The sequence below is a fragment of the Modestobacter lacusdianchii genome (genome assembly GCF_054177765.1).
In genome coordinates, this window is the sequence record NZ_JBJJTJ010000035.1 from 1 (window position 1) to 18616 (window position 18616).

Here is an 18616-nt window from a genome sequence, read left to right on the forward strand (position 1 = left end):
ACGGGCTCCCCGAGGAGGGAGCCCGTGACCGAGGACGCCGGTGCGCTGGTCGTCTGCGCCACGTCGTGCGACCGGGTCAGACCGGGATGACCTGACGGCCGTCGTGCTGACCGCAGTGGCCGCAGGCGATGTGCGGCGGCTTCAGCTCGCGGCAGGCCGGGTTCGGGCAGGGCGCGAGGGTCGGCGCGGTGGCCTTCCACTGCGAACGGCGGGAGCGGGTGTTGGCGCGCGACATGCGCCGCTTCGGGACCGCCATGATCAGTTCTCCTCTGGGTCGGTGGTGCTGTCGGTGGTCTCGGTGAACCGGGCGAGCCCGGCCCACCGTGGGTCGACCACCTCGTGCGTGTGGTCGGGCGGGAGGTCGTCCAGCCGCTCGCCGCAGCCGACGCACAGGCCGGAGCAGTCCGGCGTGCAGGTCGGCGACAGCGGGAGGGTGAGGACGACGGTGTCACGGACCAGCGGCGCCAGGTCGAGCTGCTCGCCGTCGATGCGACGCACCTCGTCCTCGCCGCTGGTGGCCTCGGTGGTGCTGCCGGCGTAGGCGTACAGCTCCTGGACGTCGAGCGTCAGGGTGTCCTCGACCGGGTCGAGGCAGCGGGCGCACTGGCCGGTGACGGGGACGTCGACCTGGCCGGAGACCAGCACGCCCTCCATGACCGACTCCAGCCGCAGGTGCAGCCCGACCGGTGCGCCCTCGGGCACGCCGATCATCTCCACGCCCCAGCCGGGCAGGGCGGGCAGGGTCTTATCCCACTCCGTCATCGAGCCGGCCCGGCGGCCCAGCTCGCGGAGGTCGACCTTCCAGGCCTTCTCCGCGGCCTTCTCGGCAGCCGACTTCTCGACGGCGGCCTTGCCCTGCGCAGGGGTGGCGTCACCGACGGGACGCCGGTCGTCGGTGGACGCGGCGCCTCGGGAGCGCGGAGAGGCAGCAGGCATGTCAGTACTCGTCGTCTCGGTGGTGGGTTCGCCGGCGCGGGGACCCGCGCGCGGAGGGCACACGGAACGGCAGCAGCCGGACAGACGGCCAGCCTACCCGATCCCCCACCGGCGCTGGCCGGCGTCAGGGGGCGGGCCGCCCCGTCACGGCGTCCGCAGGTTGGTGCGTGCCTTCTCGACCGAACGCGTCATGTGCGCCAGGGTGTTCCCGAAGTCGGCCAGCCGGCTGTCGACGTACTCGTCGACCTCGGCCCGCATCCGGGCCACCTCGGCCGCGGTCTGGGCGCCCAGCTCGTCGGCCCGGGCGACCGCGGTGCGGTAGACCTCGGTCTCGGTGAGCAGCCGCTCGTGCTCGGCCTGCGCAGCGGCGACGATCTCCTCGCGCTGGGCCTGCCCGTCGGCGATCAGCTGGTCGCGCAGCCGGCGGGCCTCGGCCAGCAGCTCCTCGGCCTCCGCCTCCGCCTCGGCGATCAGGTCGTCGGCCTGCGCCTGGGCCTCGGTGACGATCTCGTCGCGCTGCCGGCGGGCGGTGCCGATCAGCTCCTCGCGCTGCCGGCGGGCGGCGGCGACCACCTGCTCGCTCTCGCTGCGGGTGCGCCCGGTCAGCCGCTCGGCCTCGGCCTGCGCCTGCTGCAGGATCTCGGTGCGCTGGACGACGATCGCGCCGGCCTGCTGCACCTCGTCGGGGAGGTTCTCCCGGAGGTCGTCGAGCAGGTCGAGCAGGTGGTCGCGCGGGACCATGCAGGAGCTGGACATCGGGACGCTGCGCGCGTTCTCGATGACCGTGGTCAGCTCGTCGACGGTCTCGTAGAGCCGGTAGACCACCTCGGTCACGCTGTCTCCTCGCTGGTGCTCGTCGACGTCGTGCCCGACGGTGCCGTGCAGGTGTCCGACCTCGCGAGCCCGGTCACCGCTGCTCGGCCTTCGACTGGGCGACCAGCCGGTCGTTGACCGCCTTGGGCACCAGGGACGAGACGTCGCCGCCGAAGCGGGCGATCTGCTTGACCAGGCTGGAGGAGAGGTGCCCGACCTGGGGCGCGGTCGGCACGAAGAGCGTTTCGACCCCCGCCAGCTCGCGGTTCATCTGGGCCATCTGCAGCTCGTACTCGAAGTCACCGACCGCCCGCAGGCCCTTGACGATCACCGCCAGGTCGCGGCTGCGGCAGTAGTCGACCAGCAGGCCCTCGAAGCGGTCGACCGTGACGTTGGGCAGCTCGACGACCGCCTCGCGGAGCAGGGACATCCGCTCGTCCACGTCGAACAGGCCGGCCTTGCCGGGGTTGACCAGCACCGCCACGACCAGCTCGTCGTAGAGCGCGGCGGCGCGCCGGATCACGTCGACATGGCCGTTGGTGACCGGGTCGAACGAACCGGGACAGACCGCTCGCCTCACGAGGAGCGACCGTACCGGAGCACCGCCTCCCCGTACCGCCGATCGCGCAGCCCGACGAGGGGTGTCGGCCACTCGAAGGGCTCCTCCCGGCTCGACCGCTCGACGACCACCACCGCGTCCGGGGCCAGCCAGCCGCCCTGGACCAGGGAGGTCAGGACGGCCAGCACCTCGGTGACCGGGACGGCGTACGGCGGGTCGGCCAGCACCAGGTCGAAGGCCGCCGGTGCCGCCCCGGCCACCACGGTCGGCACGCTGCCCTGCACGACGCGCGCGCCGGTCAGGCCGACGGTCTCGACGTTGCTGCGCAGCACCGGCAGCACGCCGGCGCCGGACTCGACGAAGACGGCCTCGGCCGCCCCGCGGCTCAGCGCCTCGAGCCCGAGCGCGCCGGACCCGGCGTACAGGTCGAGCACCCGGGCACCGTCGAGGTCCAGCAGCGAGCCGAGGGAGTTGAACAGCCCCTCGCGGGCGCGGTCCCCGGTGGGGCGCACGCCGGATCGGGGCACCTTCAGCCGCCGCCCGCCGGCCACGCCCGCGATCACCCTGGTCATGGGGTCATCCTCGTACGGGAACTCGAGCCCTGCCCCCACCAGGGGGCAGGGCTCGACCGTGCGGCCCCACCCTCTCGCCCCTCGCCGGCCCGGGGCGGGCGGACGGCGCCGTCAGGCCTTCTCCAGGTAGTCGGCCCGCTCGTCCAGGCTCATCGCGGCCACCGCCGCGGCCAGCTCCGGGTGGTCGGCCAGCCCGCGCCCCTGCTCGACCAGCGCGGTCGCCTCGACCCGGGCCTCGGCGATCAGCTGCTCGTCGTCCAGCAGGGACAGCAGGCGCACCCCCGACCGCCGCCCGGACTGGGCGGCGCCCAGCACGTCGCCCTCCCGGCGGGTCTCCAGGTCCAGCCGGGCCAGCTGGAAGCCGTCGGTGGTGGCCGCGACCGACGCCAGCCGCTGCCCGGTGGCCGAGCTGCTGGACACCTCGCTGACCAGCAGGCAGAGGCCCGGGTGCCTGCCACGGGCGACCCGGCCGCGCAGCTGGTGCAGCTGGCTGACGCCGAACCGGTCGGCGTCCATGACCACCATGACGGTCGCGTTCGGCACGTCCACGCCGACCTCCACGACGGTGGTGGCGACCAGGACGTCGACCTCGGCGGCGGCGAAGGCCCGCATCCGGGCCTCCTTCTCCTCCGGCGGCATGCGGCCGTGCAGCACCTCGACCCGCAGCGCCGACAGCGGCCCGGCGCGCAGTGCCTCGGCGACGTCCAGCACGGCCAGCGGTGGGCGCCGGTCGCTGCCGCCCTTCTCCTCCGGCGGCGCGCCGTCCTCGCCGTCCGGGCCGTCGTCGCCCTTGCCGCCGTCCTCGAGGTCCCCGATCCGGGGGCAGACGACGTAGGCCTGCCGGCCGGCGGCGACCTCCTCACGCACCCGGGCCCAGGCACGGTCCAGCCAGGCCGGCTTCTCCCCGGCCGGCACCACCGAGCTGGACACCCCACCGCGGCCGGCCGGCAGCTGGCGCAGCGTGGAGGTCTCCAGGTCGCCGTAGACGGTCATCGCCACGGTGCGCGGGATGGGGGTGGCGGTCATCACCAGCACGTGCGGAGGGCGGTTGCCCTTGGCGCGCAGCGCGTCCCGCTGCTCGACGCCGAAGCGGTGCTGCTCGTCGACGACGACCAGCCCGAGGTCGGCGAACTCCACGCCCTCCTGCAGCAGGGCGTGGGTGCCCACGACGATGCCGGCGCTGCCGTCGGCGACCGCGGCGCGGGCCTCCCGGCGGACGGCGGCCTTCTGCGAGCCGGTGAGCAGCACCACGCGGGTGCCCGCCGGGTCGCCGTCCAGCTCCCCGGCGCGGCCCAGCGGGCCCAGGACCGCGGCCAGACTGCGGGCGTGCTGGGCGGCGAGCACCTCGGTGGGCGCGAGCAGCGCGGCCTGCCCGCCGGCGTCGACGACCTGCGCCATCGCGCGCAGCGCGACCACGGTCTTGCCCGAGCCGACCTCGCCCTGCAGCAACCGGTTCATCGGCTGCTCGCGGGCGAGCTCGGTGGCCAGCTCCTCGCCGACCTCGCGCTGGCCGTCGGTCAGCGCGAACGGCAGGGCCGCGTCGACGGCGTCCAGCAGGCCACCGCTGCGGCGGGGACGGGCGATGCCCGGCTCCAGCGCCGCGGCCCGTCGACGGGCGGCCAGCGTCGCCTGCAGCACCAGGGCCTCGTCCCACTTGAGCCGCTCGTCAGCCTCGTCCACCTGCTCGGTGGACTCCGGCCGGTGCTTGTACCGCAGCGCGGTGGCAAGGCCCACCAGCCCGTGCCGCTGCCGCACGGCGGCCGGGATCGGGTCGTCGAGGGCCTGCTCCAGCGACCGGGGGTCGTCCAGCAGCAGCTTCACCGACTTCTGGACCACCCAGCTGGAGACGTCCTTGCTCGCCGGGTAGATCGGCACCAGCGCCCGCGCCCAGTCGCCGTCGTCGTCGCCGCTCATCAGGTGGCAGTCGGGGTGGCTGAACTGCAGGTCGCCCTGCCACTTGCCGACCGTGCCGGCGAACAGGCCCCAGGCGCCGACCTCCAGCCGGGCGTGCCGGGAGTTGAAGAAGACCAGGCGCATGCTCCCGGCGCCGTCGCCCACGGTGACCTCGGTCAGCGTCCCCCGGCGCTGCCGCATCGGCCGGGTGCTCACCTTCTTGACCTGGGCCAGCACGGTCACCCGGTCGCCGACCTCCAGACCGTCGAGCCGGGTCATCTCCCCGCGCTGGGCGTAGCGGCGCGGGTAGTGCCGCAGCAGGTCGCGCACCGTGTGCAGCGCCAGCTGGTCGGCCATCACCTTCGCCGTCTTCGGGCCGAGCACCCGGGTCAGCGGGGTGTCCATGGAGATCGCCATCACTCGACCCCGATCAGCAACGGCACCGCCCCGGCGCCACCGGCGTAGCGCACCACCTCCACGGTGGGGTGCACCGCGGCCAGGTGGGCGCAGACGGCGTCCCCGAGGGCCTGGTCCGGTGCGTCCTCCCCCACCACGACCGTGGCCATCTCCCCACCGGCGGACAGCAGCCGGTCGAGCAGGTCGCGGGCGACCGTGGCCAGGTCGGCGCCGATGACCACGACGTCGCCCTCGGCACTGCCCAGCACGTCACCCCGGCGGCACCGGCCGGCCGAGGTGAGCGCCTCCTGCTCGGCCACCGTGACCTCGGCCCAGCGGGTGGCGGCCGCGGCCTCGGCCATCGCGATGACGTCGTCCCCGAAGCGCCGGGCCGGGTCGGCGACGGCGAGGGCGGCCATGCCCTGCACCGCCGAACGGGTCGGGACGACGACCACGTCACGCCCGGCCTCCCGGGCCCGGTCGGCGGCGCGGACGGTGACCGCGGTGACGTCGGTGTGGTTGGGCAGCAGCACGACCTGCTCGGCGCCGGTGGCCAGCACCGTCTGCAGCACCGCGTCCTCGTCGACCTCGTCGACCGCGGCGGTGAGCACGGTGACCCCCTCGGTGGTGAAGAGGTCGGCCAGCCCGGCCGAGCAGGCCAGCGCCACCACGGCACGCACCCCGGGGACGGCGGCCGGTGCGCGTACCGGCGCCAGGGGGGTGACCGAGATCCGGTGCGGCCGGCCGGCCTCGATGCCGGCCTCGACCGCGGCACCGACGTCGTGCACGTGGACGTGGACGTTCCACTCCCGGCCGCCGGGGGTGTCGACCCCGACTACGACCAGGCAGTCGCCGAGCTCCGCCAGCCGCGTCCGCAGGCGGGCGACCGCCTCCTCGTCGGAGTCGGCCAGGAGGAACTGCACCTCACTGCCCGGCCCGGCCGGCGGAGCGGACGGCGGGGGGACCGTGGACCGCCGGGGCCCGGGCGGCCGGGTGCTCAGCGGCGGGCGGACCGGGACCTCGCCGGTGACGGTGCCCACCAGCGCGTCGAGCACCAGGCACCAGCCCGCGCCGCCGGCGTCGACCACGCCGGCATCGCGCAGGGCGTCCAGCTGCCCGGTGGTGGCGTGCAGCGCGGTGGCCGCACCGTCGGCGGCGGACCGGACGACCTCGGCCAGGGCCTCCCGGCCGTCGGCGACCGCGGCCGCGGCCGCCTCGGCACCGGCCCGCGCGACGGTGAGGAAGGTGCCCTCCTCCGGGTCGGCGACCGCAGTGTAGGCCGTGCGGGACGCGCTGGTCATGGCGGCGGCGAGCACCGGCCCGTCGACGGTGCGCCCGTCCGGCGCGGCGGCGACGACGCCGTCGGCCAGGCCGCGCAGCAGCTGGGCCAGGATCGCGCCGGAGTTGCCGCGGGCGCCGAGCACCGCGCCGCGGGCCAGCACCGCCCAGGCCGGTTCGCCGGTGCCGGCGGCCGCGCGCAGGGCCGCGTCGCCGGCCTCGGCGGTCATCAGCAGGTTGATCCCCGTGTCACCGTCGGGCACCGGGAAGACGTTGAGCTCGTCGAGCCGGCCACGGGCGGTGGTCAGCGCAGCGACGACGGCCCGGCTCCATCGCCCGACCGCGGCCTCGTCCAGCGCCTCCAGCACGTGCGGGACGGTACCGGGGGGCACGGACAGGACGCCGATCCCACCGGCCACCGCGGGCACCAGGGGCTCGTCGGCCGGGGTGGTCTGACAGCCGGCCCGGCGACGGGTTACAGTGTTGCCCAGCGTGTGCCTGGCTGGCCCGTGTCCTGGGGTCGTCGAGACCCCCGGTCGCCCGCCGCGCCCCGCGACCTGACTTCAGCTGGACCAATTCTCTGGGAGTGATCGACCGTGGCTGCCGTGTGCGACGTGTGTGGCAAGGGCCCCGGTTTCGGCATGTCGGTGTCCCACTCGCACCGCCGTACGCCGCGCCGTTGGAACCCGAACATCCAGTCCGTGCGGGCGGCCCTGACCGGCGGTGGCCGGCAGCGCATCAACGCCTGCACCTCCTGCATCCGCGCGGGCAAGGTCGTCCGGGGCTGACACCCCGGCGCTCCCAGCGCTGACGTACCACCCCCGCCCCGGCGGGACCGAAGACCCCGGCGGTCACCCGACCGCCGGGGTCTTTCGCGTGCGCACGACCCCGCGGCACCCGAGGGTGCTCAGGCGGCGCCGATCCCCCGCGCGCGGGCGGCGGTGACCACCAGGTCGACCACCGTGTCGTGCCGCAGCACGGTCGAGTCGACCACCAGGTGGTAGTGCCGGGCCTCGGCCGGGTCGCACCGGTAGAAGTGCCGCACGTAGGCCACCCGGGCCCGGTCGGCGGCGTCCCGCTCCCGGCGCACCTCCTCCTCCGGCCGGCCCAGGTGCGCCACGGCGGCGGCCAGCCGCCGGTCGGGAGCACCGTCCAGCCGCACGTGCAGGACGTCGGGCCGGTCGCGCAGCACCATCGCCGCGGCCCGGCCCAGCACCACTCCCCCGGGACCGGCGGCGATCTCGCCGAGCACCCGCTCGGTCTGGTCCCGGTAGGCCCGCTCGTCGGGCAGCGTCGAGGTCGGCAGCACCCCGCCCACCGGGTCGGGCATGGTGCCCAGCGAGGTGACCAGCCGCCACAGCCCGCGGGTGACCGTCTCGTCGTTGGCCTCGGCCTCGGCGACCGGCACCCCCAGCCGGACGGCGACCTGGGCCGGGATGACCCGGTCGTGGAAGGGCAGGCCCAGCCGCGCGGCCACCGCGGGGGCGATCTCGGCCCCGCCCGCGCCGAACGACGCCGAGACGGTCACGACGCCCATGCTTCCTCCTGCCCCTCGGACGGCTCCCCGTCCACCAGCTCCTTGCCGAGGAACACCGCCTCGGGTGAGTCGGCGTAGACGCCGTACCCGGGCACCCGGGCGTAGCCGGCCCGCTCGTAGAGCGCCAGCGCCTCCGGCTGCCGGTCACCGGAGTTCAGCAGCAGCTGCCGGTGCCCGGCGTCCGCGGCCGTGCGTTCCAGCTCGGACAGCAGCAGGGCGGCCAGGCCCCGCCGGCGGAAGGCGGGCACGACGTACATCCGCTTGAGCTCGACCGCGCTGCCCTCGGCCCGCCGCTCGTGCACCCGCCAGCCGCCGCAGCCGGCCGGCACCCCGTCGACCTCGGCCACCAGGAACAGCCCCTGCGGTGGGGAGAACTCGGCCGGGTCGACGACCGCGGCGTCCCGGCCGCCGTAGCGCACCACGTACTCCTGCTGCACCTCCTCGATCAGGTGCTGGGCCACCGGGTCGGCGTAGCCGACCGGGCGCAGGGTGACCGACCCGGCCGGGGCGGGCTCAGCCGAAGTGGACATGGCCGGTTCCCTCCCCCAGGTCGGCTGCCACCTGCGCGGCCGGCACCCCGTCCACCCGCACACCCGGTCCCTCGTCGTCGATCTCGCGCACGACGCCGATCGTCGTCCATCCCGCCGGGAGCTCCGCACCCGGTGGGAAGGTCGCCACGAGCGCGTGGTCCTCGCCCCCGGTGAGCACCCAGGCCATCGGGTCGCCCCCCAGGGCGGCGGCGACCTGGGGCAGCGGGCCGGTGGCGTCGACGAACCCGCGCTCCAGCGCGCCGCGGTCCAGGTCGACCAGCACGCCGCTGTCGGTGGCCAGGTGGCCGACGTCGGCCAGCAGGCCGTCGCTGGTGTCGCACATCGCGGTGGCCCCGGCGTCGGCGGCGGCCGGGCCGGCCGCGTAGGGCGGGGTGGGCCGGCGGTGCGCGGTGACGGCGGCGGCCGGCGCGGTGAAGCCCCGGCGCAGCACGGCCAGCCCGCAGGCCGACCAGCCCAGCCGGCCGGCGACCGCGACGACGTCGCCGGGCCGCGCCCCACCGCGGGTGACCGGTGCCCGGCCGCCCAGGTCGCCCAGCGCGGTCACCGACAGCACCACCGCGGCGGAGTCGGGGGCGCTGGCCGAGGTGTCGCCGCCGACCACGGCCGCGCCGAACGGCGCGCACTCGGCGGCCATGCCGGTGGCCACGCCCTCCAGCCAGGTGGCCGGGGTGTCCGGAGGGCAGGCCAGCCCGACCAGCAGCGCGGTGGGCACCGCGCCCATCGCGGCGACGTCGGCCAGGTTGGCCGCCGCCGCCTTGTGCCCGACGTCCTCCGCCGAGGACCAGGTGCGGCGGAAGTGCCGGCCCTCGACCAGGACGTCGGTGCAGGCCACCACCCGGCCGTCCGGCGTGCGGACCACCGCGGCGTCGTCGCCGGGGCCCACCTCGGCCAGCGCCGCGGAGCCCGAGCGGGCCACCACCCGGGCGATGACGCCGAACTCACCGACCGCGGCGACGCTGTCGTCGGCGCCGGCCGGGGGCAGCGGCGGCCGCGCCCGAGTCACGAGCCGCTCCGCGCCGCTGGGGTACGTTGCCGGTCGGCCTGCCGTACGGCAGGCCGGTCGCACCCCCCGCCGTCGCCGGCGCGGCCGTCGGCGCCGAGGCACTGCCCGAGGAAGGTCAACCCGTGGTCCACGCCTACATCCTGATCCAGACCGAAGTCGGCAAGGCAGCCGCGGTCGCCGCGAGCATCAGCGAGATCGCCGGCGTGACCAAGGCCGAGGACGTCACCGGCCCCTACGACGTGATCGTCCGGGCCGAGGCCAACACCGTCGACGAGCTCGGCCGGCTGGTCGTGGCCCGGGTGCAGTCGGTCGACGGCATCACCCGCACGCTGACCTGCCCCGTCGTCAACATCTGAGCCACTGAGCACCGCACCCCCCGACCAGCCGGCCGGCCGCCCGCCGGCGGACCCGCTGCGCCGTGCCGCGGTGATCGCCACCGCAGTGCTGGTGCCGCTGGTCGTGGCCCTGCTCGTGCTGGTCAACGTGCTGGGCCGGGACGACGACGCCGAGGCCCCCGACCAGGTCGCCGACGTCGCCGGGACGCCGTCCGCCCCGCGCGGCGACCTGCCCCCCGTCGAGGTGGACACCCCGGCGGTCACCCCGGCCGCGGAGCTGGCCTGCCCGGTGCTGATGGCCCAGCTGCCGCTGGAGCTGGCCGGGGAGACCTCGCGGATGGTCGACTCCGACAGCCTCTTCGCCTACGCCTGGGGCGACCCGGCCACCGTGCTGGTCTGCGGGGTCGAGCCCCCGCCGGGGTACGTGGTGGGCGGGCCCTCGACCTTCCTCGTCTCCGGCGTCGAGTGGTTCGTCGACACCACCGACCCGGACACCTACGTCTGGACGACGGTCGACCGCAACGTGCCGGTGCAGGTGCGGGTGCCCACCACCGCCGACAGCGCCGCCCCGACCGCGCTCAGCCCGATCATCGGCACCTCGATCCCCTACGTAACCCCCACCCCTGCCCCGGCGCCCGACTGACGAAGGGCCCCCGTGCAGGGCGCCGGGAGCGCGGGCGTCCTCCCTCAGGCCGTCGGGAGACGGTCCAGCTGGGCGGCGACGACGGCGGTCACCTCGGCCCGGGCCGCCTCCTCGGTGGCCGCGACCGACGCCACCGACACGGTGAAGGGGCCGGAGGTGCACCAGGCGAAGACCGCCGGGCCGGCCAGCCCGTGCTCGACCGAGGGCTCCTCGCGGAGCATCAGCACGCAGCCCGGCGGCAGGCCCTCGGGCACCCGGTCCAGCTCACCGCCGTAGTACTCGGCGTCGTTGCGGGCCAGGTCCTCGGCGTAGGAACCCGCTCCCCCGGCGTCGGCGAACTGGTCCAGGAAGACGCTGGTCAGCGCGTTCCCGGTGCGCCAGAAGCGCTCCCAGCCCCGGGTGTAGCCGTAGTCGGTGAGCACCTCCTGCTGCCGGGCGGCGTCCTGGCCGTAGCGGGCGACGTCGTCGACGGTCTTCTCCCCGGCCGGTGGCTCGAGCTCGTGGTCGGGCACCCGCGGCAGCCCGGAGGGCACCTGCTCCACCAGCAGCTCCTCCAGCCCGGCGGCGCTGGTGGGCACGGCCACGGCGGTGGTGGTGGTCGACACCACCGGCTCGGGCTCCGGGGAGCTGCACCCCGTGCAGGCCGGCGCGAGCAGGACCAGCAGCGCCGCCGCTCCCCCCGGCAGCCGGCCGCGGCGGGTCACCCGCCGTCCGGCCCCGCCTGGCCCTGGCCCTTGCCCTGACCCTGGCCCTGGCCCGCCCCGTGCAGCGCACTGGCGACCAGCCGGTCGACCAGCTCCGGGTAGCTGACCCCGGCCGCCGCCCACATCCGCGGGAACATCGAGATGGGCGTGAAGCCGGGCATGGTGTTGACCTCGTTGACCACCCAGCGGTCGGCGCCGGTCTCCGGGTCGGTGGTGAGGAAGAAGTCGACCCGGGCCAGGCCCTGGCAGTCCAGCGCGAAGTAGGCCCGGCGGGACATCTCCTGCACCGCCGCGGTCTGCTCCGGGGTCAACTGCGCGGGGACGTCGAACTCGACGGCGTCCTCGAGGTACTTGGCGTCGAAGTCGTACCAGTCGGTGCCCGGCCGCAGCCGGATCTCCGCCGGCAGGCTGGTGTCCGGCCGGCCGCCGTCGGTGCGGGCGAGCACGCCGCACTCGATCTCCCGGCCGGGCACGCAGGCCTCGACGAGCACCTTCGGGTCGACCGCGGCGGCGGTGGCGACGGCCTCGGGGAACTGCGCCCAGTCGGTCACCCGGGTGATGCCGATGCTGGACCCGGCCCGGGACGGCTTGACGAACACCGGCAGCCCCAGCCGCTCGCGGGCGGCCTCGTCGAGCAGGTCCGGGTCGGCGCACACCGCGCCACCGGCGTCGCGGAGGACCACGTGGTCACCCTGCGGGATGCCGGCGGCGGTGAGCAGCTTCTTGGTGAACTCCTTGTCCATCGACGCGGCGCTGGCGAACACCCCGGAGCCGACGTAGGGCAGGCCGGACATCTCCAGCAGGCCCTGGATGGTGCCGTCCTCGCCGTAGGCGCCGTGCAGCACCGGGAAGACCACGTCGACCTCGGTCAGCCGGCCCATCGCCTGCCTGGCGTCGAGCACCGCCAGCCCCCGGCCGGCCGGGTCGCCCACCAGGGAGACCGCGGTGCCGCCGGTGACCTCGGGCAGCCGCCCGCCCTCGATGGCCAGCGCGGCGCCGTCGTGCAGCACCCAGCCGCCGTCCCGGGTGATGCCGACCGGCACCACCTCGTAACGGTCGGGGTCGAGGGCGGCGAGCACGCTCCCGGCCGAGACGCACGAGATCGCGTGTTCCGCGCTCCGTCCGCCGAAGACGACAGCGACCCTGGTCCTGCGCGGCTTGCCGGTCATCGCCGTGGACCCTAGCCGAGCGTCTCGAGCGCCGAGGTGAGGTCCGCGACCAGGTCGGCGGTGTCCTCGATCCCGCAGGAGAAGCGGACGAAGCCTGCGGGGACGGCGTCCCCGCCCCACTGCGCCCGCCGGTCGACGGTGGTGTGCACGCCACCGAAGCTGGTCGCGGCCAGGAAGAACCGGGTGGAGCGGATCAGCTGCAGGACGGCGTCGGCGTCGGCGAGCTCGGCCGAGACCACCCCGTTGGGCCGCAGCATCTGCTTGCTCGCCAGCGCGTACGACGGGTCGCCGGCCCGCCACGGCCAGCGCACGTTGCGCACCGCCGGCGAGCTCACCAGCAGCTCGGCGACCGCCGCGGCGTTGGCCGCCTGCCGGGCCAGCCGCAGGTCCAGCGTGGACATCGACCGGTGGGCCAGCCACGCCTCGAACGGCCCGGGCGGGTTGCCGGTGGTCTTGCGCCAGGTGGCGATCCGGGTGTGCAGGTCGCGGCCGGCCTCGGTGCGCGCGGTGCTGACGTGCCCGAGCAGGACGTCGCTGTGCCCGGTGAGCGCCTTGGTGTCGGCGGCGACGACCACGTCGGCGCCGAGGGACAGCGGGCGCTGGCCGATCGGGGTGGCGGTGGTGTTGTCCACCACCAGCACCGCACCGGCGGCCCGGGTGGCCTCGGCGACCGCGGCGATGTCGCAGACGTCCAGCTGCGGGTTGCTCGGCGTCTCCAGCATCACCAGCCGCGCGCCGGCCAGGTCACCCCGGGCGGCGACGGCCTCGATCTCCAGGGTGGGCACCAGCTCGACCTGCACGCCGAGGCGCTCGAGCTCGTCGCGCCCGAGCACCCGGCTGGCGTAGTAGCCGTCGGCGGGCAGCACCACCCGGTCCCCGGCCCGGACGACGGCCAGGACGGCGGAGCTGATCGCGGCCATGCCGGTGGCGAAGGAGAGGCAGTCACCGCCGTCCAGGTCACCGACCGCCCGCTCGAAGACCCGCAGGGTCGGGTTGTCCGGCCGCGCGTAGGCGTCGGCGCCGCCGGCGCCCGGGGGCTGGTCGCCCAGGTGGTAGGGGGCGGCGAACACCGGCGAGGGCCGCAGCGGCGTGCCCGGGACGACCGGCTCGTCGCCGGCGTGGGCCAGGCGGGTGCCGTCACCCAGCGGTGCGGTCGGGTCAGCGGTGCTCACGGGGTCTCCTCGGACTCGGTACCGGCGGCCCGGGGAACGCGTGCGTCACTCGGGCGGCGTCACTCGGGTTTGGCCTCGCGGGACATCATCTCCCGCACCATCTGCCCAGCCGACTCCCCCTCGTGGCAGACCCGGACGACGGCCTCGGTGATCGGCACGTCGACCCCGTGCGCGCGGGCCAGGTCGAGCACCGAACGGCAGCTCTTGACCCCCTCGGCGGTCTGCCGGGTGATCTGCTCGACCTCGGCCACCGACATCCCCTGCCCCAGGTGCTCACCGAAGGTGCGGTTGCGCGACAGCGGGGACGAGCAGGTGGCCACCAGGTCACCCAGCCCGGCCAGCCCGGCGAAGGTGGCCGCGTCCGCGCCCAGCGCCATGCCCAGCCGGGCGGTCTCGGCGAGGCCGCGGGTGATCAGCGAGGCCCGGGTGTTGTCGCCGTAGCCCAGGCCCGCCGCGACCCCGCAGGCCAGCGCGATGACGTTCTTGACCGCGCCGCCGAGCTCGCAGCCGACCAGGTCGGGGTTGGTGTACGGGCGGAAGTACCGGGTGTGGCAGGCGGCCTGCAGGGCCGCGGCCCGGGCGGTGTCGGCACAGGCGATGACGGTGGCCGAGGGCTGCTCCTCGGCGATCTCGCGGGCCAGGTTCGGCCCGGACAGCGCGGCGACCCGGTCGGGACCGGCGCCGGTGACCTCGCAGATGACCTCGCTCATCCGCTTCGTCGTCCCCAGCTCCACGCCCTTCATCAGCGAGAGCAGCGATGCGTCGCCGGGCAGCAGCGGGGCCCAGTCGGCCAGGTTGGCCCGCAGCGTCTGGCTGGGCACGGCCAGCACCACGACGTCCGCGCCGTCCAGTGCCTCGGCGGGGTCGCCGGTGGCCCGCACCGCGTCGGGCAGCCGCACCCCGGGCAGGTAGTCGGTGTTCTCCCGGCTCGCGGTGATCGCCGCGACCAGCTCGGGACGGCGGGCGTGCAGGGTGACCGCGCACCCGGCGTCGGCGAGCACCTTGGCGAAGGTCGTGCCCCAGGACCCGGCCCCGAGCACGGCTGCGCGGGTCACGCGGCGTTCCCGGGGAGGTCGCCGGGCAGCGCGCGGCCGGCCGGGCGGGGGTGGAACTCGGCCGGCGGCCGCTCGCCGCGCAGCTCGCCGAGCTGGTCGCGCACCGTGGTCATCAGCAGGTCGGTCACCTCACGGAGCAGTTCCCCGGACAGCGGCGCGCCGGCGCGCACCCGGGCGCGCTGCTCGGAGAGGTCGATCGGCTCGCCGACCAGGTAGTCGGCGGGGGTCCGCAGCCGCAGGTGCAGCCGCTTGGTGTGGTAGTCGTGCACCCGCTGCGGCCCCCACTGGGCGACCGGCAGCACCAGCGCGTCGGTGGTCAGCGCCAGCCGGGCGACCCCGGAACGGGCCTGCATCGGCCACCAGTCCGGGTCACGGGTCACCGAGCCCTCCGGGTAGATGACCACGACGTCCCCGGCGTCCAGCGCGGCCTTCGCCGCGTGCACCGAGGAGCTGGCCGCGCTGGACCCGCGGGAGACCGGGATCTGCCCGGCAGCCCGCAGGATCGTGCCGGCCAGCCCGGTGAAGACGGTGTCCTTGGCCAGGAAGTGCGGCACCCGGCCGCTGTCCCAGACCAGCCGGGCGCAGGCCAGCGGGTCGAGCACCGAGACGTGGTTGGCGACCAGCAGCACCCCGCCGGCGGGCGGGATGCGGTCGGCGTGCCGGTACCGCAGCCGGAAGACCACCGAGGCCACCGGGTAGACCACGGCGACACACAGCGCCAGGGCAGGCGGCACGGGTCGCCGGGTCCGCCACCGCGGCGGGCGGGCCTGCTGGACCTGGGACACCGGACACCTCTTCCCTCTCCTCGGGCCGGCCGGCGTGGCGTGCTGGTGACCCGCCCGTGATCGTGCCCCCTGGCTGCGGCCGACCGGAACCCACCCCCAGGCGAGGGCCGCCGACCATCGTCGCAGCTCCCTCGGCCGGTGCCGTGGCACCTGCACCCGGGCCCCCGGCTCGGGGTCGTGCCGGGAGGGGTGGAGGCGGGTCAGGTCAGGGCAGGGGCGCGGTGGGTGAACCGGCCGGCGACGAGGGTGCCGAGCACCTCCGTCGTCCGCAGGCCGGCGGCGCCGTCGCGGGCCAGCACGGCCGACGGCGGCTCGGCCACCACCACCAGGTCGGCGGGGTCGCCGACCCGCACCGCCCGCCGGCCGCCGCTGGCCGCGGCCAGCGCGACGTCCAGGTCCAGGTGGTGCTCCGGGTGCCAGGCGGCGCGGCCGTCCAGCGACCGGTGGACGGCGCTGGCGACGCCGTCCCAGGGGTCCAGCGGGGCGACCGGCGCGTCCGAGCCGAGCACCACCCCGGCGCCGGCGGCGACCAGCGCGCCGTAGGGGAACGACCACCCGGTCGCGCCCGCCCAGTGCTGGTCGGCGGCGTCGCGGTCGTCGAGGGCGTGCCGCGGCTGGATGCTGGCCACCACGCCGAGCTCGGCGAAGCGGGGCAGGTCCTCGGGGCAGACCTGCTGGGCGTGCTCGATCCGGCCGGTCACCCCCGCGGCGGCGAAGCCGTCCAGCGCGATCGCGGTGGCCCGGTCGCCGATCGCGTGCACGGCGAGGTCGAGCCCGGCGGAGGCGGCCCGGCGCAGCAGCCGTTCCAGCTCCGGCAACGGCGTGCGGAGCAGCCCGTGCGCGTCGGGACCGGTGGCACCCGGGTAGGGGTGCGTGCAGAACGCGGTGCGGGTGCCCAGCGAGCCGTCGACGAAGAGCTTCAGCGGGCCCATCCGCAGCCGCTCGGCGGCGACCGGGTCGGTCACCCCGGGCAGCGGGTCGCCGCTGCGCAACCCGGCCGCGACCACCTCCTCGAGCCGGTCGACCCAGACGGCGGTGCGCACCCGCACGGCCGGGCCGCCGGGCCGCAGCGCCGCGCGCCGGGCCCAGGAGGTGACCAGGTCGCCGTACTCGAAGTCGACCAGGGCGGTGACGCCACGGGCGGCGGCGGCCCCCGTCGCCTCCAGCACCCACTCGTCGAGCACCGCCGGGTCGATCGCGGCGGCGCGGGACATCAGGTCCATCGCCTCCTGCTCCAGGACCACCCCGCCGCTCAACCCGAACCGCTGGACGGCGGCGGTGCTGCACCAGGCCGTGTGCAGGTCACCGCTGGACACCACGACGGGCAGGCCCGGCAGCAGCTCGTCCAGCAGGGCGGCCTCGGGCGGCTGGGACCACAGGGCGTCGCGGAACCCGTGGCCCACGACCACCCCGCCCGGTTCGGCGGGTGCGGCCCGGGCGGCGGCGGCCACGATCGCCGCCGCCTCCGTCGCCGACCCGGCCGAGGAGACGTCGATCCGGCGCCGGGCAGCCGCCCACTGCTCCAGGTGCACGTGCGCGTCCTGCAGGCCCGGCAGCAGCGTGGCGCCGTCCAGGTCGACCACCTCGACCGGCGCCGGCAGCTCCGGCAGGCCGGGGGCACCGGCGCGCAGGTCGTCGGCGATGGCGAGCACCCGCCCGTCGACGACCAGGACGTCCCGGACCGCCGACCGCAGCCGGGCGCGGCGGAGCAGCAGCGCGCTCATCCGGCGGCCCGCCCGGCGGCCTGGTCGGCACGGCGGGCCAGGAAGACCTCGGCCGGCCAGGCGGAGATGCCGCCGAACCGCACGGCGGCAGCGGTGCCGTCGGCGGCCCAGGTGTACTCGACGGTCTCCCCTGCCGAGCCGAAGCCGGCGACGGTCTCCTGGCGCAGGGTGTCGGGGCCCTCGACGGTCAGCTCGAGGTGGTCCTCCGCCGGTTCGGGCAGCCCCGGGTGCAGGAGGACCAGCCGGCCGCCGAGGAGCGCGACGTCGGTGACGCCCCAGAGGTTGACGAACCGGCCGGTGTACCGCTCCAGCTCGGCAGCCGGCGACTGCGTCCGGTCGCCCACGGTGTCGCCGGGGACGGTCAGCGCGAGGTCGAGGAGGCCGATCAGGCCGCGGGCCAGCACGTCGGCCGGGCCGTCCACGGCGTTGGTGAGCACGCTGACCACCAGCTGCCCCTCCGGGTCGACCCAGGTGCGGGTGATGTGCCCGGGGTAGCCGCCGCTGTGCCCGACCAGGTGCCGGTCACCGGCGGTGCGCAGGTCCATGCCCAGCCCGTACCAGCGGGCCTCCTTGCCGTGGGCCCGGATCTCGGACTCCGGGCGGCGCATCAGCCGCTTGCCGGCGTCGCTGAGCAGCGTCGGGTCACCGGTGAAGTGGGCGGCACCGAAGGTGGTGAGGTCGCGGGCGGTGGCGTGGAAGCCCGTCGCGGCGGCCATCGCCCGGGTGTCAACGTGCTGGATGGTCAGCCGGGCGTCCTCGCCGTCGAGCAGTGCCGTGTGCCCGGCGGCGAACTCGTCCGCGCGGGCCGGGTCCCACTCCGGTCCGGTGTCGGTCAGGCCGAGCGGCTCCACGACCGCCCGTCGCACGTGCTCGCCGTAGCCGACCCCGGTCACCGCCTCGATCGCCAGCCCCAGCAGCGAGTAGCCGATGTTGGAGTACTTGAAGTGCTCGTTGCGCTCGAGGACCGCCCCCTCATCCGCGGCGATCCGCAGCAGCAGGTCGGCGTCCGGGAAGGGCTGGAGCAGCTGCCAGTGGTCGTTGTCGCGGCCGTCCCGGACGACGCCGCCCTGGTGGCCCAGCAGCTCGCGGACGGTCACCGCGGCCAGTCCGCTGCCGGCGACGGCGGGCACCCAGCGGGCGATCGGGTCGTCCAGCCGCATCCGGCCGGCCTCCACCAACTGCAGGACGGCGGTGGCGGTGAACGTCTTGGAGTGGGAGGCGATCCGGAACAGGTGCCCGGTGGAGAGCGGGGCCCCGGTGGTCACGTCGGCGACGCCGAGTGCGGTGTCCAGCACGACCCTGTCCCCGACCCGCACCGCGGCCTGCACCCCCGGGACCCGGTGACGACGGCGCTGGTGCTCCAGCCACGACTCCAGGTAGGGCGCGGCCGCGGTGGCGACCTGCGCGGTGTGCTCGGTCGTCGGGCTCATCGTCGAGGGCTCCTCGTGGACGGGGACGGGGACGGTGCAGGAAGGGAACCACCCGGGTGCG

The 18616-nt window shown here is 76.1% G+C and carries 20 protein-coding genes; 3 read left to right on the forward strand and 17 right to left on the reverse strand.

Annotated features, from left to right (window positions below):
• Positions 1 to 76 precede the first annotated feature (76 nt).
• The 7 genes from rpmF to ACJTNH_RS18420 all read right to left on the reverse strand — a co-directional run bounded on the left by rpmF (position 77) and on the right by ACJTNH_RS18420 (position 6875).
• On the reverse strand, positions 77 to 256 hold the full coding sequence (gene rpmF / locus ACJTNH_RS18390) for a 50S ribosomal protein L32 (RefSeq protein WP_458178287.1): 180 nt from the start codon (positions 254 to 256) through the stop codon (positions 77 to 79).
• Positions 257 to 258: 2 nt separating this feature from the next.
• The gene (locus ACJTNH_RS18395) at positions 259 to 936 is read right to left on the reverse strand and encodes a YceD family protein (RefSeq protein ID WP_458178289.1); all 678 of its coding nucleotides are present in this window, start codon (positions 934 to 936) and stop codon (positions 259 to 261) included.
• Between the two features lie 144 nt (positions 937 to 1080).
• Positions 1081 to 1770 carry a hypothetical protein gene (locus ACJTNH_RS18400; RefSeq protein WP_458178291.1) on the reverse strand — a complete coding sequence of 230 codons (690 nt, stop codon included), beginning with the start codon at positions 1768 to 1770 and terminating at the stop codon, positions 1081 to 1083.
• A 73-nt stretch (positions 1771 to 1843) separates the two neighbouring features.
• On the reverse strand, positions 1844 to 2329 hold the full coding sequence (gene coaD / locus ACJTNH_RS18405) for a pantetheine-phosphate adenylyltransferase (protein ID WP_458178293.1): 486 nt from the start codon (positions 2327 to 2329) through the stop codon (positions 1844 to 1846).
• A complete protein-coding gene (rsmD, locus tag ACJTNH_RS18410) occupies positions 2326 to 2880 on the reverse strand; it encodes a 16S rRNA (guanine(966)-N(2))-methyltransferase RsmD (protein ID WP_458178295.1) in 555 nt (184 codons plus the stop codon). Before rsmD ends, coaD begins: the two co-directional genes overlap by 4 nt.
• A 111-nt stretch (positions 2881 to 2991) precedes the next feature.
• Positions 2992 to 5190, reverse strand: coding sequence for an ATP-dependent DNA helicase RecG (gene recG / locus ACJTNH_RS18415; protein WP_458178297.1), 2199 nt, complete (start codon positions 5188 to 5190; stop codon positions 2992 to 2994).
• Entirely contained in the window at positions 5190 to 6875 is a 1686-nt protein-coding gene (locus tag ACJTNH_RS18420; protein ID WP_458178299.1) for a DAK2 domain-containing protein, read from the reverse strand. The genes recG and ACJTNH_RS18420 overlap by 1 nt, the downstream gene beginning before the upstream one ends.
• A gap of 177 nt (positions 6876 to 7052) precedes the next feature.
• Between ACJTNH_RS18420 and rpmB the strand changes: the two genes are divergently transcribed.
• The gene (gene rpmB, locus ACJTNH_RS18425; RefSeq protein ID WP_458178301.1) at positions 7053 to 7235 is read left to right on the forward strand and encodes a 50S ribosomal protein L28; all 183 of its coding nucleotides are present in this window, start codon (positions 7053 to 7055) and stop codon (positions 7233 to 7235) included.
• A gap of 119 nt (positions 7236 to 7354) precedes the next feature.
• Here rpmB and ACJTNH_RS18430 read toward each other — a convergent pair whose 3' ends face one another.
• Genes ACJTNH_RS18430 through ACJTNH_RS18440 form a run of 3 tightly spaced genes read right to left on the reverse strand, consistent with a single transcriptional unit; the run spans position 7355 to position 9538 of the window.
• Positions 7355 to 7984, reverse strand: a complete 630-nt coding sequence (locus ACJTNH_RS18430) for a cytidylate kinase-like family protein (protein ID WP_458178303.1) — start codon at positions 7982 to 7984, stop codon at positions 7355 to 7357.
• Entirely contained in the window at positions 7972 to 8514 is a 543-nt protein-coding gene (locus ACJTNH_RS18435) for a GNAT family N-acetyltransferase (RefSeq protein WP_458178305.1), read from the reverse strand. The genes ACJTNH_RS18430 and ACJTNH_RS18435 overlap by 13 nt, the downstream gene beginning before the upstream one ends.
• Positions 8498 to 9538: a thiamine-phosphate kinase gene (locus ACJTNH_RS18440; protein WP_458178307.1), complete on the reverse strand. Its 1041-nt coding sequence runs from the start codon at positions 9536 to 9538 to the stop codon at positions 8498 to 8500. The genes ACJTNH_RS18435 and ACJTNH_RS18440 overlap by 17 nt, the downstream gene beginning before the upstream one ends.
• A gap of 122 nt (positions 9539 to 9660) precedes the next feature.
• Here ACJTNH_RS18440 and ACJTNH_RS18445 point away from each other — a divergent pair, with 122 nt between their 5' ends.
• The gene (locus ACJTNH_RS18445) at positions 9661 to 9894 is read left to right on the forward strand and encodes an Lrp/AsnC ligand binding domain-containing protein (RefSeq protein WP_222193884.1); all 234 of its coding nucleotides are present in this window, start codon (positions 9661 to 9663) and stop codon (positions 9892 to 9894) included.
• Between the two features lie 70 nt (positions 9895 to 9964).
• A complete protein-coding gene (locus tag ACJTNH_RS18450) occupies positions 9965 to 10516 on the forward strand; it encodes a DUF3515 family protein (protein ID WP_458178309.1) in 552 nt (183 codons plus the stop codon).
• Positions 10517 to 10560: 44 nt separating this feature from the next.
• Here the strand turns inward: ACJTNH_RS18450 and ACJTNH_RS18455 are convergent, their stop codons facing one another.
• The 7 genes from ACJTNH_RS18455 to ACJTNH_RS18485 form a co-directional block, all read right to left on the reverse strand.
• Entirely contained in the window at positions 10561 to 11220 is a 660-nt protein-coding gene (locus ACJTNH_RS18455; RefSeq protein ID WP_458178311.1) for a hypothetical protein, read from the reverse strand.
• Positions 11217 to 12389: a D-alanine--D-alanine ligase family protein gene (locus ACJTNH_RS18460; RefSeq protein WP_458178313.1), complete on the reverse strand. Its 1173-nt coding sequence runs from the start codon at positions 12387 to 12389 to the stop codon at positions 11217 to 11219. Before ACJTNH_RS18460 ends, ACJTNH_RS18455 begins: the two co-directional genes overlap by 4 nt.
• Before the next feature lie 11 nt (positions 12390 to 12400).
• Entirely contained in the window at positions 12401 to 13561 is a 1161-nt protein-coding gene (locus ACJTNH_RS18465) for a cystathionine gamma-lyase (RefSeq protein WP_458178315.1), read from the reverse strand.
• A 59-nt stretch (positions 13562 to 13620) separates the two neighbouring features.
• Positions 13621 to 14616 carry an NAD(P)H-dependent glycerol-3-phosphate dehydrogenase gene (locus tag ACJTNH_RS18470; protein ID WP_458178317.1) on the reverse strand — a complete coding sequence of 332 codons (996 nt, stop codon included), beginning with the start codon at positions 14614 to 14616 and terminating at the stop codon, positions 13621 to 13623.
• Positions 14613 to 15401: a lysophospholipid acyltransferase family protein gene (locus ACJTNH_RS18475; RefSeq protein ID WP_458178319.1), complete on the reverse strand. Its 789-nt coding sequence runs from the start codon at positions 15399 to 15401 to the stop codon at positions 14613 to 14615. Before ACJTNH_RS18475 ends, ACJTNH_RS18470 begins: the two co-directional genes overlap by 4 nt.
• A 200-nt stretch (positions 15402 to 15601) precedes the next feature.
• Positions 15602 to 17125 carry an amidohydrolase gene (locus tag ACJTNH_RS18480; protein ID WP_458178321.1) on the reverse strand — a complete coding sequence of 508 codons (1524 nt, stop codon included), beginning with the start codon at positions 17123 to 17125 and terminating at the stop codon, positions 15602 to 15604.
• Entirely contained in the window at positions 17122 to 18555 is a 1434-nt protein-coding gene (locus tag ACJTNH_RS18485) for a serine hydrolase domain-containing protein (RefSeq protein ID WP_458178323.1), read from the reverse strand. The genes ACJTNH_RS18480 and ACJTNH_RS18485 overlap by 4 nt, the downstream gene beginning before the upstream one ends.
• Between the last annotated feature and the right edge of the window lie 61 nt (positions 18556 to 18616).

Bases quoted from the DNA above. Each gene is read 5' to 3' on its own strand.
- recG (WP_458178297.1), bottom strand. From the start codon at position 5,190: ATGGCGATCTCCATGGACACCCCGCTGACCCGGGTGCTCGGCCCGAAG.
- ACJTNH_RS18460 (WP_458178313.1), bottom strand. From the start codon at position 12,389: ATGACCGGCAAGCCGCGCAGGACCAGGGTCGCTGTCGTCTTCGGCGGA.
- rsmD (WP_458178295.1), bottom strand. From the start codon at position 2,880: ATGACCAGGGTGATCGCGGGCGTGGCCGGCGGGCGGCGGCTGAAGGTG.
- ACJTNH_RS18485 (WP_458178323.1), bottom strand. From the start codon at position 18,555: ATGAGCCCGACGACCGAGCACACCGCGCAGGTCGCCACCGCGGCCGCG.
- ACJTNH_RS18435 (WP_458178305.1), bottom strand. From the start codon at position 8,514: ATGTCCACTTCGGCTGAGCCCGCCCCGGCCGGGTCGGTCACCCTGCGC.
- ACJTNH_RS18430 (WP_458178303.1), bottom strand. From the start codon at position 7,984: ATGGGCGTCGTGACCGTCTCGGCGTCGTTCGGCGCGGGCGGGGCCGAG.
- rpmF (WP_458178287.1), bottom strand. From the start codon at position 256: ATGGCGGTCCCGAAGCGGCGCATGTCGCGCGCCAACACCCGCTCCCGC.
- ACJTNH_RS18480 (WP_458178321.1), bottom strand. From the start codon at position 17,125: ATGAGCGCGCTGCTGCTCCGCCGCGCCCGGCTGCGGTCGGCGGTCCGG.
- ACJTNH_RS18395 (WP_458178289.1), bottom strand. From the start codon at position 936: ATGCCTGCTGCCTCTCCGCGCTCCCGAGGCGCCGCGTCCACCGACGAC.